Here is a 15,174-nt window from a genome sequence, read left to right on the forward strand (position 1 = left end):
CCACCCGCCCCGCCGTCGCTGGCGGGCGCCCGTCGAGCGCCGCTCGTGAGGGCTCACGGGGTCCCCGCCGCGACGACTCCGCTCTTGACCAGATCAGAGCTCAAGAAACCCGGATCAGAGCTCAAGGAAAACCCGGTCAGGGCTCCAAGGTCGTCGACTGGGTTCGTAGGTGGTCGAGCATGACCTTCGCCGCTGGGGTAAGAGCGCGGGACCCGGGCAGGGTGACGCCGACCGAGCGTTTCACCGAGGCCAGCGGCACCGGCAGGCACACGAGCTGCGGATCGGACCTGACCAGCAGCGCCGGCAGCGCGGCCACCATGTCGGTCTGCAGCAGCAGCGACCGGATCGTCAGGATCGACGTGCACTCCACCCGGTCCTCCGGCAACGGCAGGTCCTGGGCCTTGAAGACCTGCTCCAGCTCCTGCCGCAGCGACGTCTGCTCCAGCGGCAGGATCCACGGGTAGCCGAGCAGCCCGGCCAGCGTCGAGGTCGTCGAGGCGGGGTGGCCGGAGCGGGCGACCAGGAGGATGGGCTCGTCGTAGAGCGGGATCTGGCGTAGCCCGTGCCGGTCGTCGATGGGGTTGAGGCGGCCGAGGACCAGGTCGGTGTCGCCGTCGATGAGCCGGGGCACCAGCGAGTCGAACGTGCCCTCGCGCACGATGACCGTGATGCCGGGCCGTTCCGCCTTGAGCGCGGCGATGGAGCGGGGCAGCAGGACGTTCGTCGCGGCCAGGAGGGTGCCGACGGTGACGGTGCCGGTCTCGCCGTTGGCCAGGCCGGTGATGCGGTCACCGGCCCGGCGCAGTTCGGCCTGGACGGCGCGGGCGTGGTCGACGAAGGCGGTGCCGAACACGGTCGGGGTGACGCCGCGCGGCCCTCTGGTGAACAGTTCGACGCCGAGGATCTGCTCCACCTCGCGCAGGCCGCGCGTGGCGGCGGGCTGGGCGAGGCGGAGGTGCTCGGCGGCGCGCAGCACGCTGCCGTGGTCGGCGATGGCGGTGACCAGCACGAGGTGGCGGAGTTTGAGGCGGCCGCCGAGCAGGTCCAGGGCGCGGGTCATCACCATTTCAGCATAGCTTTCAGCCCTTGGCGGCCCGATCGGGTATGGCTTCGGGGACGTCGCCGAAGCGTTCCGCGTCGTTGCGGGGCAGGACCAGCGCGGCCACCAGGCTGACCGTGGTCACGACCGCCAGGTACGCGGTGATCGACCACGACGAGCCGGTCGAGGCCAGCAGGGAGGCGGCCACCAGCGGGGTGATGCCGCCGCCGAGCAGCGCGGCGAGCTGGTAGGCGGCCGAGGTGCCCGAGTAGCGGATCGCGACGGGGAAGAAGCTGGCCGTCAGCGTGCCCTGCGCGGCGTGGGTCATCGCCAGCACCGCGCCCATGGCCACCATGAAGACCGCGATCAGCACGTGGTTGCCGGTGTTGACGACGGGCAGGATGGCCACGGCTCCGGCCAGCAGGACCCACGAGCCGCGGGAGAACAGGGCCCGGAGCCCGAGCCTGTCGCCCAGGTGGGCCCAGAGCGGCGCGGTCGCCAGCCAGACCGTCGCGCCGCCGATCACGCAGGTCAGCAGGAAGGTTCTGGACAGGCCGAGTGGCGGGGCCTGGCCGTACTGGAGGATGTAGACCATGAAGATGTAGGCGACGGCGCTGTTGCCGATGATCACCGCGATGCTGTGCACGACGCCGCGCCAGTGGCCGCGCAGGACCTCGGCGATCGGCAGCTTGACGGGCTTGCGCCCCACCACGAAGTCGGGGCTCTCCTCGATGCGCAGCCGCAGGTAGATGCCGACCACCACGAGTACGACGCTCAGCAGGAACGGCACCCGCCAGCCCCACGCCATGAAGGCCTCCTCGCTCAGGGCCGAGGAGGTGCCCAGGAAGACCAGGTTGGCGCAGAGCATCCCGGCGGGCGTGCCCATCATCGGGAAGGCGCCGAACAGGCCGCGCCGGCCCTTCGGCGCGTGCTCCATGGTCAGCACCACGGCCCCGCCGAGTTCGCCGCCGAGGCCGATGCCCTGGGCGATGCGCATCACGACCAGCAGCACCGCGGCCCAGATGCCGATGCTGGAGTAGGTGGGCAGCAGGCCGATGAGCGTGGTCCCGATCCCCATGATCAGCAGCGAGACGACCAGCGTGTTGCGGCGGCCGAGCCGGTCGCCGAAGTGGCCGAAGACGATGCCGCCCAGCGGGCGGGCCAGGAAGCCCACGGTCATGGTGCCGAAGGCGGCGATGGAGCCGGCGACGGGGTCCATGGCGGGGAAGAACTGCTTGTTGAAGACGAGCGCGGCGGCCGTGCCGTACAGGAAGAAGTCGTACCACTCGATGGTCGTGCCGATGAAGGCCGCCCACGAGACGCGGCGCGCCGCCCTGCGGCGGTCAGTGTCCATTGTGCGTCTGTACCTTCCGATCAGGGGGTACGGACGAGGATGCACGCTGGTGGTATGTCACGGCGAATACTGTTCTGGCCGTCACCTATGTAAAAAGCGTCATATATCGGGATTGTCATAGCTCAGCCGCGATCAGGTATTGGCCTGATATGGCGACGCGGCCGGACAATGGCGACCATGAAGCATTACGTCAACGGGGTCTTCGAGACCTCGGGGACGGCCTTCCCGCTGATCTCGCCCGTCGACGGGCGCCAGATGGGGACCGTACCCGAGGCCCCGCGCGAGGTCGTGGACGCGGCGGTCGCCGCGGCCAGGGGGGCGCTGGCCGGTCCGTGGGGCGCCGCGAGCACCGAGGAGCGCTGCGCCTACCTGCGGCGGATCGCCGACGGCATCGAGGCCCGGTTCGACGAGTTCGTCGACGCCGAGGTCGCCGACACCGGCAAGCCGCGCAACCTGGCCGCCACCGTGGACGTCCCGCGCGCGATCGCCAACTTCCGCGCCTACGCCGACCTGTCCTACGGCCGCCCGGAACGCGCCCACCACACCCGCGTCCCCGGCTGGAGCGGCACCGGCGAGGCGCTCAACTACACCGTGCGCCGCCCGCTCGGCGTCGTCGCCGTCATCTCCCCGTGGAACCTCCCGCTGCTGCTGCTCACGTGGAAGGTCGCGCCCGCCCTGGCGGCGGGCAACGCCGTGGTGGCCAAGCCGTCGGAGGAGACGCCCTCCACCGCGACGCTGCTGGCCGAGGTCATCCACGACGTACGGCTGCCGCCCGGCGCCTTCAACCTGATCCACGGCCACGGCGCGGGAGCGGCCGGCGAGTTCCTGACCTCCCACCCCGGCGTGGACGCCATCGCCTTCACCGGCGAGTCGGCCACCGGCTCGGCCATCATGCGCGCCGCCGCCGACCACGTCACCCCGGTCTCCTTCGAGCTCGGCGGCAAGAACCCGGCCCTGGTCTTCGCCGACGCCGACCTGGACGAGGCGGTCGAGGGCACGGTCAGGTCGAGCTTCACCCACTCCGGCCAGATCTGCCTGTGCACCGAGCGCGTCTACGTGCAGCGCGAGATCTTCGCCGAGTTCACCCGGCGCCTGGCCGCCAGGGCCCGCGAGCTGAAGGACTACGGCCCGATGATCTCGGCCGGGCACCGCGACAAGGTGCTGTCCTACTACCGCCTGGCCGTCGAGGAGGGCGCCACGGTCCTCGCCGGGGGCGGCGCCCCGAGTTTCGGCGACGAACGCGACGGCGGCTTCTACGTCGAGCCCACCGTCGTCACCGGCCTGCCCGAGACCGCCAGGACCGTCCGCGAGGAGGTCTTCGGCCCGATCTGCCACGTCGCGCCCTTCGACGACGAGTCCGAGGCGATCCGGCTGGCCAACGACAGCCCGTACGGCCTGGCCGCCACCCTCTGGACCGGCGACCTGTCACGCGCCCACCGGGTCGCGCCCAGGATCGAGGCCGGGATCGTCTGGGTGAACTGCTGGAACCTGCGCGACCTGCGCACCCCGTTCGGCGGGGTGAAGGCGTCGGGCATCGGCCGGGAGGGCGGCGAGTACTCGCTCGACTTCTTCTCTGAACCGGTCAACGTGTGCGTGAAGTTCTGACGTTAAAAGATTTGAGGTCATCGGTGACGAACGTTCAACAGGCCGCCGAGCGGCTGCTGGGGGCGCACGCCTCCGGTCAGCCTTGCGAGCCCGTGCGGGACCTGGTCGGCGGGGTCGAGGAGGCGTACGCCGTACAGAACTGGCTGACTGACAGGTGGCTCGGTGAGGGACGGCGGCTGAGCGGCCGCAAGATCGGCCTGACCAGCGCGGCCGTGCAGAAGCAGCTCGGCGTGGACCAGCCGGACTTCGGGGTGCTGTTCGCCGACATGGCGGTCCCCGACGGCGCCGAGATCCCGGCCGGTACCGTGCTGCAGCCGCGCGCCGAGGCCGAGGTGGCGCTGGTGCTGGAGCACGACCTGCCGCACGAGCGCCACACGGTGGCCGACGTGGTCAGGGCGACCGCGTTCGCGCTGCCCGCGATCGAGGTCGTCGGCAGCCGGATCCGCGGCTGGGACATCACGCTGGCCGACACCGTCGCCGACAACGCCTCATCCGGCCTGTACGTGCTGGGCAACCGGCCCGTCCCGCTCAAGGACCTGGACCTGCGCCTGGCCGGAATGGTCATGGAGCGCCGCGGCGAGCAGGTCTCGACCGGGATCGGCGCCGCGTGCCTGGGCCACCCGCTGCACGCCGCCGTCTGGCTGGCCGACACCCTGGCCCGCCTCGGCCGCCCGCTCCGGGCGGGCGACACCGTGCTGACCGGCGCGCTCGGGCCCGTGGTGCCGGTCGTGCCCGGCGACGTGCTGGAGGCCAGGATCGACGGGCTCGGCGACGTCCGGGCCGCCTTCGCGAAGGAGCCTTACGCGAAGGAGAGCACGTGAACCGCCTGGCCCAGCGCCTGGACGAGGCGGCGCTGAGCCGTACCGCCATCGCGAAGCTGACCGAGGAGACGGCGCTCGACGTGCCCGCCGCCTACCAGGTGCAACGCGAGGTCATCGCGCGCCGCGAGGCCCGCGGCGAGAAGCTCATCGGCGTCAAGATGGGCTTCACGAGCCGGGCCAAGATGATCCAGATGGGCGTGGACGACGTCATCTGGGGCCTGCTCACCGACGCCATGCTCATCGAGTCCCACCTGGACACGGGCACGCTCATCCACCCGAGGGTCGAGCCCGAGATCGCCTTCCTGCTGGAGCGCCCGGTGCGCTCGCCCGCCGACGTGGGCGCGGCCGTCGGCGGCGTGGCGGTCGGCTACGAGGTGCTCGACTCCCGCTTCGCCGACTTCTCCTTCACACTGGAGGACGTCATCGCCGACAACGCCTCCGCCAGCGGGTTCGGCCTCGGCCCCTGGCACCCGCCGCGCGCGGTCGCCAACGTCGGCCTGACCCTGGAGATCGACGGCCGGACCGTCGCCTCGGGTTCGTCGGCGGCCATCCTCGGCGACCCGATGCGCTCCCTGCACGCCGCCGCCCGCCTGGCCCACGCCGCCGGGATCGAGCTGGAGGCGGGCTGGATCGTGCTGGCCGGCGCGGCGACCGCCGCCGTGCCCCTGCCGCCCGGCGCGCACGTGCGGGTCAGCGGCCAGGGACTCGGGCACGCGGAGGTGACCACATGAGCGACGACGCTGTGCCGGCCACGGGGCTCGTGCCCGGCAAGGCCCGCCCGCGCGGGCGCTTCCCGCACTTCAGGCGGGCCGGCGACCTGGTCTTCGTTTCTGGTACGAGCTCCCGCCGCCCCGACGGCACCTTCGCCGGGGCGAGCGCCGACGAGATGGGCACCACCAGCCTCGACATCCGCGAGCAGACCCGCGCCGTCATCGAGAACCTCGCCGACATCCTCAAGGCCGCAGGAGGCGGGCTGGCCGACGTCGTCAACGTCACCACCTACCTGGTCTCCATGAACGACTTCGGCGGCTACAACGAGGTCTACGGCACGTACTTCGACGAGAACGGCCCCGCCCGCACCACCGTCGCCGTCCACCAGCTGCCCCACCCGCACCTGCTGATCGAGATCTCCTGCACCGCCCACATCCCGACGAGGAGCATCCCATGATCCCGCCGTTCAACCTCGCCACGTGGATCGACGAGCACGCCGACCAGCTCAAGCCGCCCGTGGGCAACGTGCAGATCTGGAAGGAGGCCGACCTGATGGTGACCGTCGTCGGCGGCCCCAACCAGCGCACCGACTTCCACGACGACCCGATCGAGGAGTTCTTCTACCAGCTCAAGGGCGGCATGGTGCTGCGCGTCATGGAAGAGGAGGGCAAGCCGCCGGTCGACATCCAGATCCGCGAGGGCGACGTCTTCCTGCTGCCGCCGCACGTGCGCCATTCACCGCAGCGGCCGGTGCCCGGCTCCATCGGCCTGGTCGTGGAGTACGCCCGCCCGCAGGGCGACCTGGACGCCTTCGAGTGGTACTGCGTCTACTGCCACCGCCTCGTGCACCGCGCCGAGGTGCAGCTGGAGTCGATCGTGGACGACCTGCCGCCGGTCTTCAACGCCTTCTACGGCAGCGACCGCACCTGCCCGCACTGCGGCGCGGTGCACCCGGGCAAGGACTGGCCCGACGAGCTCCGCCCGGTGGTCCAGTGATCGACATCCACGCCCACGTCTTCCCGCGGATCTCCCGCGAGGAGGCGCGCACCCTGGCCGGGGCCGGCGAGCCGTGGCTGCGCGAGGGCATGATGATGAGCGGCGACGAGGACTACCGCCCCGTCACCCCCGAGCTGTGGGACGCCGGGGCGCGCCTGGCCGCGATGGACCGCACCGGCGTGGCGGTACAGGCCGTCTCCTCCACGCCGCTGCTGTTCGGCTACGAGGCCGAGCCCGGCCGCGCCGCCGACTGGTGCGACATGGTCAACGACCGGATCCTCGCGTACTGCTCGGAGGACCTCGCCCGGCTCGTCCCGCTGTGCCAGGTGCCGCTGCAGGACCTCGGCCGCGCCACCGAGACGCTGGCCAGGGCGAAGGCGGCCGGGCACCGGGGCGTGCACATCGGCAACCACGTCGGCGAGCGCAACCTCGACGACGCCGATCTGCTCGCCTTCCTGGAGCACTGCGCGCACCAGGACATGCCGGTCCTCGTGCACCCGTGGGACATGATGGCCGCCGAGCGCATGCGCGGCTACATGCTGCCCTGGCTGGTCGGCATGGCCGCGGAGACCCAGCTCGGCATCCTGACGATGATCCTTTCCGGCGCGTTCGAGAAGCTGCCCGGCAACCTGCGGCTGTGCTTCTGCCACGGTGGCGGCAGCTTCGCGTTCCTGCTCGGCCGGGCCGACAACGCCTGGCACCGGCGCGACCTGGTCCGCCGCGACTCGCCCAAGCCGCCCTCCGCCTACACCGACCGCTTCTCCGTGGACTCCGCCGTCTTCGACCCCCGCGCGCTGCGCCTGCTCGTCGACGTCATGGGCGCGGAACGCGTCATGCTCGGCACCGACTTCCCCTTCCCGCTGGGCGAGGAGGACCCCGGCTCGGTCGTGCGCGCCTGCCCGGGGCTGTCGGAGGCCGAACGCGAGGCGATTCTCGGCGGCAACGCCGCCCGCTTCCTGGGCCTGACCGAGAGCGCGCCGCGCGCATGACGCTCGCCCACACCCCGCAGGGCACGCTGCGGGGGCTCGCACTCGGGGGAGCGCTGGCGTTCGAGGGCATCAGGTACGCCGCCCCCGCCCGCCGCTTCACCGCCCCCGAGCCGCCCCGGCCATGGGAAGGGGTACGCGACGCGCTCACCCCGGGCCCGCCCGCCCCGCAGCGGCCGGGGCGGATGGCGTGGGTGCCCGGCCTGGAGATCGACCCGGCCACCGGCCGCGAGGACTGCCTGTTCCTCAACGTCTGGACCTCGGGCACCGAGGGCCGCCGCCCCGTGCTGGTGTTCCTGCACGGGGGCGCGTTCGTGTTCGGCTCCGGCGCGCAGGCCATGTACGACGGGACCGTGCTGGCGCGTGATCACGGCCTCGTGGTGGTGACCGTCAACTACCGCTTCGGCGCCACCGGCCTGTGGTACGGCCCGGGAGTGCCGTCCAACCTGGCGTTGCGCGACCAGATCGCCGCGCTGGAGTGGGTCAGGAACGCCATCGACGCGTTCGGCGGCGACCCGGGCAACGTGACGCTCGCCGGGCACTCGGCGGGCGGCACCAGCGTCCTGGCCCTGCTGGCCTGCGCCCCCGGCCTGTACGCGCGGGCGGCGGCGATGAGCCCCGTCCCCTACGGCTTCGCCACCCCCGGCCAGGCGGAAGCCTGGACCCGCGCGGCGGCCGTCCCCGACCCCGCCAAGACGCCGATCGAGGCACTGCTGGCAGGCGAGGAACGGGCCGCCCGCGCCCGGCCCCCGGCCGGAGGACTGCTGCCGGTCGCCCCGGTGCTGGACGGCGACCTGCTGAAGGAACACCCCATGTCCGGAAATCTCGCGAAAGTGCCGCTGCTGGTGACCACCACCGCGCAGGAGGCACGGCTGTTCACCGCGGCCGGCATGGGCGAGCCGTCCACCCGCGAGATCTTCACCGAGCCCGCGCGGGAACTGGTGCGCGTCCACCCGGGCACCGCCCGCCACCTCGTCAGCGACGCGCGTTCACCCATGACGCGCGACGGCGTCGAACTCGGCGCCTGCCACCTCGCCGACGTGCCGCTGTACTTCGGCAACCACGGCACCCCGCTCACCGGCCACAAGCCGGTGCCGGAGATGACCCAGGAGTTCGCCCGGTTCTGCCGCGGCGAGGAGGACACATGAGCAAGATCGCCATCATCGGGTCCGGCAACATCGGCACCGACCTGATGATCAAGGTGAAGCGCACGTCCGCTTCGCTGGAGGTGGCCGCGATGGCCGGGATCGACCCCGGCTCCGACGGCCTGGCCAGAGCCCGGCGGATGGGCGTGGCCACCACCCACGAGGGCGTCCAGGGCCTGATCGCGCTGCCCTGCTTCGAGGAGGTCGCGGTGGTGCTCGACGCCACCTCGGCCGGGGCCCACCGGCACAACGCGGCGGCGCTGGCGCCGTACGGGAAGAAGGTCGTGGACCTGACGCCCGCCGCCATCGGCCCCTACGTCGTGCCCGCCGTGAACCTCGGCGACCACCTCGGCGAGGACAACGTCAACATGGTCACCTGCGGCGGCCAGGCCACGGTGCCGATCGTCGCGGCCGTCTCCCGCGTCGCGCCCGTGCGCTACGCCGAGATCGTCGCCTCGATCGCCTCCCGCTCGGCCGGTCCCGGCACCCGCGCCAACATCGACGAGTTCACCGAGACCACCGCGCGCGCCCTGGAGAGCGTCGGCGGCGCCGAGCGCGGCAAGGCGATCATCGTGCTCAACCCCGCGGAACCACCGGTGATCATGCGCGACACCGTCTACTGCCTCGTGCCCGGCTGCGACGAGGCCGAGGTCGCCGCCTCGGTCAAGGAGATGGTGGCCGCCGTGGCCGCCTACGTGCCCGGCTACCGGCTCAAGCAGGACGTGCAGTTCCGCCCGGCCGACGGCGGCACACTCGTCTCGGTCTTCCTGGAGGTCGAGGGCGCCGCCCACTACCTGCCCGCCTACGCCGGCAACCTGGACATCATGACGTCGGCGGCGCTGCGCGTCGCGGAGAGGCTCGCGGCCCGATGAAGCTCTACATCCAGGACGTGACGCTGCGCGACGGCATGCACGCCATCCGCCACCAATACACCGCGGACCAGGTCGCGGCCATCGCGCGCGCCCTCGACGCCGCCGGGGTGGCCGCCGTCGAGATCGCCCACGGCGACGGGCTGGCCGGAAGCAGCGTCAACTACGGCTTCGGCGCCTGCCCCGACGAGGAGTGGATCGAGGCCGCCGCCTCCGCCATGGACCGCGCGGTCCTCACCACGCTGCTGCTGCCCGGCATCGGCACCATCGCCGACCTGCGCCGCGCCCACGCGCTCGGCGTCCGCTCGGTACGCGTGGCCACCCACTGCACCGAGGCCGACATCTCCGCCCAGCACATCGGCGTCGCCCGCGAGCTCGGCATGGACGTCTCCGGCTTCCTCATGATGTCCCACCTCGCCCCGCCCGCCGAGCTCGCCCGCCAGGCCAAGCTCATGGAGTCGTACGGCGCGCACTGCGTCTACGTCACCGACTCCGGCGGCAGGCTGACCATGGACGGCGTGAAGGAGCGGGTGCGCGCCTACCGCGAGGTCCTCGACCCCGGCACCGAACTCGGCATCCACGCCCACCACAACCTGGGGCTGGGCGTCGCCAACTCCGTCGTCGCCGTCGAGAACGGCGTCACCCGCGTCGACGCCTCCCTGGCCGGCATGGGCGCCGGGGCCGGCAACTGCCCGCTGGAGGCGTTCGTGGCCGTCGCCGACCTGATGGGCTGGGAACACGGCTGCGACCTGTTCGCGCTCATGGACGCCGCCGACGACCTCGTCCGGCCCCTGCAGACCCGCCCCGTCCAGGTGGACCGCGAGACCCTCACCCTCGGCTACGCGGGCGTCTACTCCAGCTTCCTGCGCCACGCCGAGGACGCCGCCGCCCGCTACGGGCTCGACACCCGCGCCATCCTCGTGGAGGTCGGCCGGCGCGGCATGGTCGGCGGCCAGGAGGACATGATCGTGGACATCGCGCTCGATCTGGCCGGCCGCCGGAGGTGACAATCGGTTCATGGTGACCGAGGAAGACGTCCGCCGCCTGGCACTCGCCCTGCCGGAGACCGGCGAGAAGCCCATGTACGGCACGCCAGCCTTCTACGTGAAGGCCAGGTGGTTCGCCCGCATCCGCGAGGAGGGCGACGTGCTGGCGCTGCCGCTGGCCGCCGAGGAGGACAAGCACGAGCTGATCGCCGCCGACCCGGACGTCTTCTTCACCCTGCCGCACTACGACGGCCACGCCGTGGTCCTGGTCCGCATGCCGGTGGTCGGGGAGCAGGAGATGGCCGAACTGCTCGCCGACGCCTGGCGGCTGCGCGCGCCCAAGAAGCTGCGCTCACTCGTGCCCTGAGCCCTCGTGGGCGGCGTGCCCGGCCGGCTCCAGCTGGATCGTGGAGTGCTCGACGTCGAAGTGCCCGGTCAGGCACTCGTGCAGCTCGTCCAGCAGCCGCCCGGCGTCGGGCAGCCGCTCGTCGGCCACCACGACGTGCGCCGTCAGCACCGGCAGCCCGCTGGTCAGCGTCCAGGCGTGCAGGTCGTGCACCCCGAGCACGCCCTCGCGCTCCAGCATGTGCGCGCGCACCTGGGACAGGTCCATGCCCTTGGGCGTGGCCTGCAGCAGCACCTCGACCGCCTCCCGCAGCAGCCGCCAGGCCCGGGGCAGGATCATCACCGCCACCACGACCGAGGCGATCGGGTCCACCACGAACCACCCCGTGACCTGGATGACCAGCGCCGCCACCAGCACCGCGACCGACCCGAGCATGTCGCCCAGCACTTCCAGGTACGCGCCGCGCACGTTCAGCGACTCCTTCTGCCCCCGGTAGAGCAGCGCCATCGAGACCAGGTTCACCGCCAGCCCGACGCCCGCCACCACCAGCACCGTCCCCGAGGCCACCTCGGGCGGCTGGAAGAACCGCTCCCACGCGGCCGCGAACACCCACACCGCGATCCCGAACAGCAGCACCGCGTTGGCCACCGCCGCCAGGATCTCCAGCCGGTAGTAGCCGAACGTGCGCCGCTGACTGGCCGGGCGCGCGGCGAACATGGAGGCGATGAGCGCCATCAGCACCCCGGTGACGTCCGTGGCCGAATGCAGCGCGTCGGAGATCAGCGCCAGGCTGTTGGCGAGCAGCCCGCCTGCGATCTGCGCCACGAAGATCACCGAAGTGATCCCGATGACGACCGCCATCCGCCCGCGATACCGCGCCGTCGCGCTCGCCGAGCCGTGCCCATGCCCCCCGGTCATGCAGATCGTTTTCCCGCTACCCTGAACGTTCATGCAGGTAGCCGCCTTCACACAGTTCATGAGCGCCGACCGGATCGCCTCCTACGTCTACGGCGGCGCCGACCCCGGCGATGACCCGTTGTGGCGGCAGTCGGGCGCGCGCACCCGGGAGGAATACTCCCGCTGGTGCCGCCACGCGTGCGGGATGGCCTGCCTGCGCATGCTCCTGCACCACCGCGACGGCCACGCGCCGCCCCTGCTCGACCTCGTGTACGGCTGCCGCGCCTACGGCGGCTACCGCGAGGAGCCCGAGGGCATCAAGGGCCTCTACTACGCCCCCTTCGCCGACTACGCGCGGGCCGAGCACGGCCTCACCGCCGACGTCCACCCGCTGATGGACCTGGGCGAGCTCGAAGAGCTGCTGGCCGCCGGCCGCATGGTGATCGCCTCCGTGCACCCGGAGATCCGCCGCCCCGAGCGCCCCGCGCCCGGCCGGGGCGGGCACCTGGTCCTGGTCACCGGGTCCGCGAACGGGACGGTGCGCTTCAACAACCCCTCCGGCCACACCGAGGAGAGCAGGCGGGCCAGGCTCCCGCTGGCCCGCTTCGGCGACTTCTTCGCCGGTCGGGGCATCAGCGTTCTCGCCCCGGACACCGGGGTGGCGCCGGAGAGCGTAGGCTGACACCGGCTGGCTCGAGTGGGAGGGGAACACGTGACGAGGAGCCCGGTGCGCACTGCCGTGGTCTGGGACGCTCTGCGGGCAGTGCTGGCCGAACGGGCCGGATCCGCCGGGCGCGGCGTGCTCGACATCGTGGACGCCGGAGGGGGCACGGGCGGCTTCGCCGTACCGCTGGCCGAGCTCGGGCACAACGTCACCGTCGTCGACCCCAGCCCCGACTCGCTGGCCGCGCTGGAGCGGCGGGCCAAGGAGAAGGGCGTCGGGGTCAGGGCGATCCAGGGCGACGCCGCCGACCTCGGCGAGCTGCTGCCCAAGGACAGCGCCGACCTGGTGCTGTGCCACAGCGTCCTGGAGTATGTCGAGGACCCCATCAGCGCGCTCACCGCCGTCTCCGGGCTGCTGCGCCACGGGGGAGCCGTCAGCGTGCTGGCCGCCAACCCCGTCGCCAGTGCCCTGCACCGGGCGCTCACCGGCCACTTCGACGAGGCGCTGGCCGTACTCGACGATCCGCAGGGGCGCTGGGGCGATCGCGACCCCACGCCGCGCCGCTTCACGCCCGCCGCGCTGTCGGAGCTGCTGGCGGTGACCGGGCTCGCGGTCGGGCCGGCGCTCGGGGTGCGGGTCTTCGCCGACCTGGTGCCCAGCAGGCTGGTCGACGGCGAGCCGGGGGCCGCGGCGGCGCTGGTGGCGCTGGAGCAGGCCGCCGCCGCCCATCCGGTCCTGCGGGAGATCGCGTCCCAGGTCCACATCCTCGCCCACAAGCCGTAGAACGTCTGTTCGGATAGAATCACGGAGTGGCACGCAAGCAGATCACCGGCATCGGCCCCGCTCCCACCACCGGGGCCGACGACACCGGCTGCCCGATCCTCCACGTCGACATGGACGCCTTCTTCGCCAGCGTCGAGCTGCTGGAGCGGCCCGAGCTCAGGGGCCGCCCGGTCATCGTGGGCTCGCCCGCGGGCCGCGGCGTGGTGCTCAGCGCGACCTATGAGGCCAGGGCGTTCGGCGTGCACTCGGCGATGCCCATGAGCAGGGCGCGGCGCGTGTGCCCGCAGGCCGTGATCATCCCGCCCAGCCACGGCAAATACTCCGAGGTCTCCAAGGGCGTCATGGAGATCTTCCACTCGATCACCCCGTTGGTCGAGCCGATCGCCTCCGACGAGGCCTTCCTCGACGTCGGCGGGGCGCGGCGCAGGCTGGGCTCGCCCGCGGAGATCGCCGTGCTGGTCCGGGAACAGGTTCGGGAAAGATATGGCATCACCTGCTCCGTGGGTGTGGCGGCGAGCAAGTTCATCGCCAAACTTGCCTCAAAACAGTGCAAGCCCAACGGGTTGCTGGTGGTGCCGGCCGACCAGGTCGTCGCCTTCCTCCACCCGCTGCCGGTCTCGGCGCTGTGGGGGGTGGGCGAGCGCACCGAGCAGGCCCTGGTCCGCCTCGGCATCCGCACCGTGGGCGATTTGGCCAGGGTGCCGCCCACGACGCTCCAGCGCGAGCTGGGGCCCGCCGCGGGCGGTCATCTGGCGGCGCTGGCCTGGGGGCGCGACGAGCGCGCGGTGACCGTCCACACCCCCGACAAGAGCATCGGCAACGAAGAGACATTCGCCACAGATGTGGACGATCCCGAGATGATCAAGCGCGAGCTGCTCCGCCTGTCGGAGAAGGTGGCCGCCAGGATGCGTAAGAGCGGACACGTGGGCAGGACGGTGAGTGTGAAGCTGCGCCGTGCCGACTTCTCCACGATCAGCCGCTCCCGCACGCTCAGGGAGCCGACCGACGTGGCCCAGGAGATTTACACCACGGCCTGCGACCTGTTCGACGCGGCCGGCCTGGAGCGCGTGCGGCTGCGCCTGGTGGGCGTCCGGATGGAGAACCTCGGGCCGGCCGAGACGGCGTCTCGCCAGCTCAGCCTGGGTGCGCGGGAGACCGGCTGGCGCGAGGCCGAACAGGCTATGGACAAGGCGATCCGGCGGTTCGGGCCGGATGCGGTACTCCCGGCTTCGCTTGTTCGGGGCAGACTTGATGAAATGGAGGCATGACGCCCATGTCGCGAATGGCCCAAAATGGAGGTATGACGTCACCTCCGGTTTGGTCTGCGTTGGACGTTTCCTTTCGCCTACGTCTACAGGCTCGTATTCTGGGGATAACCGACCGCGAGGTTCGGACACCCCGTGTCGTCCGTTGCCGTCTTCCCCGTCCTGGGGCCGTCCTTGGGAGGCGCCGTGCCGCTCTCTGAGCACGAGCAGCGCTTGCTCGACCAGATCGAGCAGGCCCTCTACGCCGAGGACCCGAAGTGGGCCAACACCGTAAGGATCAGTGACCCGCGCAGCCATTACAAGCGTCGCCTGATCAAAGCCTCCATCGGCTTTGCTCTGGGCGTCGTCATCATGATGGTTGGCGTCGTCATCCAGATGATCCCGCTCGGCGTCGGCGGTTTCGTGGTCATGCTCGCCGCGTGTCTGTGGGGTCTGTCCAGCTGGAAACGTATGAACGGGTTCGGTGACTCCGGCTCTGCCCAAGGCGCTCCGGTGCCCGGCAGCAGCAAGGGAGCCAGGAAGAGCCGTGGCTCGTTCATGGAACGCATGGAGGAGCGCTGGCGCCGTCGTCACGACGACCGCTGACTATCTCCATACGTCACGGCGGTGCCGCCCCACCGCCACCCGCCGATGAGGGCTGGCCTCGATCGGGGGGATCGCTTCTCACGTCGGACGTGGTCCCCGCCGTCACGGTCACGCTCGACCGG

General features: G+C 71.8%; 17 protein-coding genes. 14 read left to right on the forward strand and 3 right to left on the reverse strand.

The features are described from left to right. Positions 1–136: 136 nt before the first annotated feature. Both HNR40_RS12630 and HNR40_RS12635 read right to left on the reverse strand, forming a co-directional pair. Positions 137–1,060: a LysR substrate-binding domain-containing protein gene (locus HNR40_RS12630; RefSeq protein WP_221340293.1), complete on the reverse strand. Its 924-nt coding sequence runs from the start codon at positions 1,058–1,060 to the stop codon at positions 137–139. Positions 1,061–1,079: 19 nt separating this feature from the next. Further along, positions 1,080–2,393, reverse strand: a complete 1,314-nt coding sequence (locus HNR40_RS12635; protein WP_184960683.1) for an MFS transporter — start codon at positions 2,391–2,393, stop codon at positions 1,080–1,082. Between the two features lie 177 nt (positions 2,394–2,570). Between HNR40_RS12635 and HNR40_RS12640 the strand changes: the two genes are divergently transcribed. The 10 genes from HNR40_RS12640 to HNR40_RS12685 are packed head-to-tail and all read left to right on the forward strand — an operon-like array spanning position 2,571 to position 10,879. Further along, complete coding sequence (locus tag HNR40_RS12640) at positions 2,571–3,998, forward strand: 2-hydroxymuconic semialdehyde dehydrogenase (protein ID WP_221340294.1); 1,428 nt, start codon at positions 2,571–2,573, stop codon at positions 3,996–3,998. 23 nt (positions 3,999–4,021) lie between these two features. Then, a complete protein-coding gene (locus HNR40_RS12645; RefSeq protein WP_312896308.1) occupies positions 4,022–4,819 on the forward strand; it encodes a 2-keto-4-pentenoate hydratase in 798 nt (265 codons plus the stop codon). Further along, positions 4,816–5,550 carry a 2-keto-4-pentenoate hydratase gene (locus HNR40_RS12650; protein WP_184960685.1) on the forward strand — a complete coding sequence of 245 codons (735 nt, stop codon included), beginning with the start codon at positions 4,816–4,818 and terminating at the stop codon, positions 5,548–5,550. Before HNR40_RS12645 ends, HNR40_RS12650 begins: the two co-directional genes overlap by 4 nt. After that, positions 5,547–5,987 (forward strand): RidA family protein, encoded by a 441-nt coding sequence (locus HNR40_RS12655; RefSeq protein WP_184960686.1) that lies wholly within the window; start codon positions 5,547–5,549, stop codon positions 5,985–5,987. The genes HNR40_RS12650 and HNR40_RS12655 overlap by 4 nt, the downstream gene beginning before the upstream one ends. Continuing rightward, the gene (locus HNR40_RS12660; RefSeq protein ID WP_184960687.1) at positions 5,984–6,526 is read left to right on the forward strand and encodes a 3-hydroxyanthranilate 3,4-dioxygenase; all 543 of its coding nucleotides are present in this window, start codon (positions 5,984–5,986) and stop codon (positions 6,524–6,526) included. Before HNR40_RS12655 ends, HNR40_RS12660 begins: the two co-directional genes overlap by 4 nt. Then, the gene (locus HNR40_RS12665; RefSeq protein ID WP_312896309.1) at positions 6,523–7,515 is read left to right on the forward strand and encodes an amidohydrolase family protein; all 993 of its coding nucleotides are present in this window, start codon (positions 6,523–6,525) and stop codon (positions 7,513–7,515) included. The genes HNR40_RS12660 and HNR40_RS12665 overlap by 4 nt, the downstream gene beginning before the upstream one ends. Next, entirely contained in the window at positions 7,512–8,660 is a 1,149-nt protein-coding gene (locus HNR40_RS12670; RefSeq protein ID WP_184960688.1) for an alpha/beta fold hydrolase, read from the forward strand. The genes HNR40_RS12665 and HNR40_RS12670 overlap by 4 nt, the downstream gene beginning before the upstream one ends. Beyond that, the gene (locus HNR40_RS12675) at positions 8,657–9,529 is read left to right on the forward strand and encodes an acetaldehyde dehydrogenase (acetylating) (RefSeq protein WP_184960689.1); all 873 of its coding nucleotides are present in this window, start codon (positions 8,657–8,659) and stop codon (positions 9,527–9,529) included. The genes HNR40_RS12670 and HNR40_RS12675 overlap by 4 nt, the downstream gene beginning before the upstream one ends. After that, the gene (gene dmpG / locus HNR40_RS12680; protein WP_184960690.1) at positions 9,526–10,533 is read left to right on the forward strand and encodes a 4-hydroxy-2-oxovalerate aldolase; all 1,008 of its coding nucleotides are present in this window, start codon (positions 9,526–9,528) and stop codon (positions 10,531–10,533) included. The genes HNR40_RS12675 and dmpG overlap by 4 nt, the downstream gene beginning before the upstream one ends. Positions 10,534–10,543: 10 nt before the next feature. Further along, positions 10,544–10,879 (forward strand): MmcQ/YjbR family DNA-binding protein, encoded by a 336-nt coding sequence (locus tag HNR40_RS12685; protein ID WP_184960691.1) that lies wholly within the window; start codon positions 10,544–10,546, stop codon positions 10,877–10,879. On the opposite strand, the gene HNR40_RS12690 is transcribed toward HNR40_RS12685, so the two are convergent. Beyond that, positions 10,865–11,776 carry a cation diffusion facilitator family transporter gene (locus HNR40_RS12690; protein ID WP_184960692.1) on the reverse strand — a complete coding sequence of 304 codons (912 nt, stop codon included), beginning with the start codon at positions 11,774–11,776 and terminating at the stop codon, positions 10,865–10,867. The two genes, HNR40_RS12685 and HNR40_RS12690, sit on opposite strands and share 15 nt — an antisense overlap. A 31-nt stretch (positions 11,777–11,807) precedes the next feature. Between HNR40_RS12690 and HNR40_RS12695 the strand changes: the two genes are divergently transcribed. The 4 genes from HNR40_RS12695 (at position 11,808) to HNR40_RS12710 (ending at position 15,052) form a co-directional block, all read left to right on the forward strand. Further along, the gene (locus HNR40_RS12695; RefSeq protein ID WP_184960693.1) at positions 11,808–12,437 is read left to right on the forward strand and encodes a cysteine peptidase family C39 domain-containing protein; all 630 of its coding nucleotides are present in this window, start codon (positions 11,808–11,810) and stop codon (positions 12,435–12,437) included. 45 nt (positions 12,438–12,482) lie between these two features. Beyond that, positions 12,483–13,202: a methyltransferase domain-containing protein gene (locus HNR40_RS12700; RefSeq protein ID WP_184960694.1), complete on the forward strand. Its 720-nt coding sequence runs from the start codon at positions 12,483–12,485 to the stop codon at positions 13,200–13,202. A gap of 26 nt (positions 13,203–13,228) precedes the next feature. Then, on the forward strand, positions 13,229–14,470 hold the full coding sequence (dinB, locus tag HNR40_RS12705; RefSeq protein WP_184960695.1) for a DNA polymerase IV: 1,242 nt from the start codon (positions 13,229–13,231) through the stop codon (positions 14,468–14,470). Positions 14,471–14,653: 183 nt separating this feature from the next. Then, positions 14,654–15,052: an SCO2097 family morphological protein gene (locus tag HNR40_RS12710; protein ID WP_184960696.1), complete on the forward strand. Its 399-nt coding sequence runs from the start codon at positions 14,654–14,656 to the stop codon at positions 15,050–15,052. Positions 15,053–15,174 lie beyond the last annotated feature (122 nt).

The organism is Nonomuraea endophytica, assembly GCF_014203235.1.
Classification (GTDB): Bacteria; Actinomycetota; Actinomycetes; order Streptosporangiales; family Streptosporangiaceae; genus Nonomuraea; species Nonomuraea endophytica.

Excerpts from the sequence above, each read along its gene's own strand:
- HNR40_RS12630 (WP_221340293.1), bottom strand. The coding sequence starts at position 1,060 with ATGACCCGCGCCCTGGACCTGCTCGGCGGCCGCCTCAAACTCCGCCAC.
- HNR40_RS12635 (WP_184960683.1), bottom strand. The coding sequence starts at position 2,393 with ATGGACACTGACCGCCGCAGGGCGGCGCGCCGCGTCTCGTGGGCGGCC.
- HNR40_RS12640 (WP_221340294.1), top strand. The coding sequence starts at position 2,571 with ATGAAGCATTACGTCAACGGGGTCTTCGAGACCTCGGGGACGGCCTTC.
- HNR40_RS12655 (WP_184960686.1), top strand. The coding sequence starts at position 5,547 with ATGAGCGACGACGCTGTGCCGGCCACGGGGCTCGTGCCCGGCAAGGCC.
- HNR40_RS12660 (WP_184960687.1), top strand. The coding sequence starts at position 5,984 with ATGATCCCGCCGTTCAACCTCGCCACGTGGATCGACGAGCACGCCGAC.
- HNR40_RS12670 (WP_184960688.1), top strand. The coding sequence starts at position 7,512 with ATGACGCTCGCCCACACCCCGCAGGGCACGCTGCGGGGGCTCGCACTC.
- HNR40_RS12675 (WP_184960689.1), top strand. The coding sequence starts at position 8,657 with ATGAGCAAGATCGCCATCATCGGGTCCGGCAACATCGGCACCGACCTG.
- dmpG (WP_184960690.1), top strand. The coding sequence starts at position 9,526 with ATGAAGCTCTACATCCAGGACGTGACGCTGCGCGACGGCATGCACGCC.
- HNR40_RS12685 (WP_184960691.1), top strand. The coding sequence starts at position 10,544 with ATGGTGACCGAGGAAGACGTCCGCCGCCTGGCACTCGCCCTGCCGGAG.
- HNR40_RS12690 (WP_184960692.1), bottom strand. The coding sequence starts at position 11,776 with ATGACCGGGGGGCATGGGCACGGCTCGGCGAGCGCGACGGCGCGGTAT.
- HNR40_RS12695 (WP_184960693.1), top strand. The coding sequence starts at position 11,808 with ATGCAGGTAGCCGCCTTCACACAGTTCATGAGCGCCGACCGGATCGCC.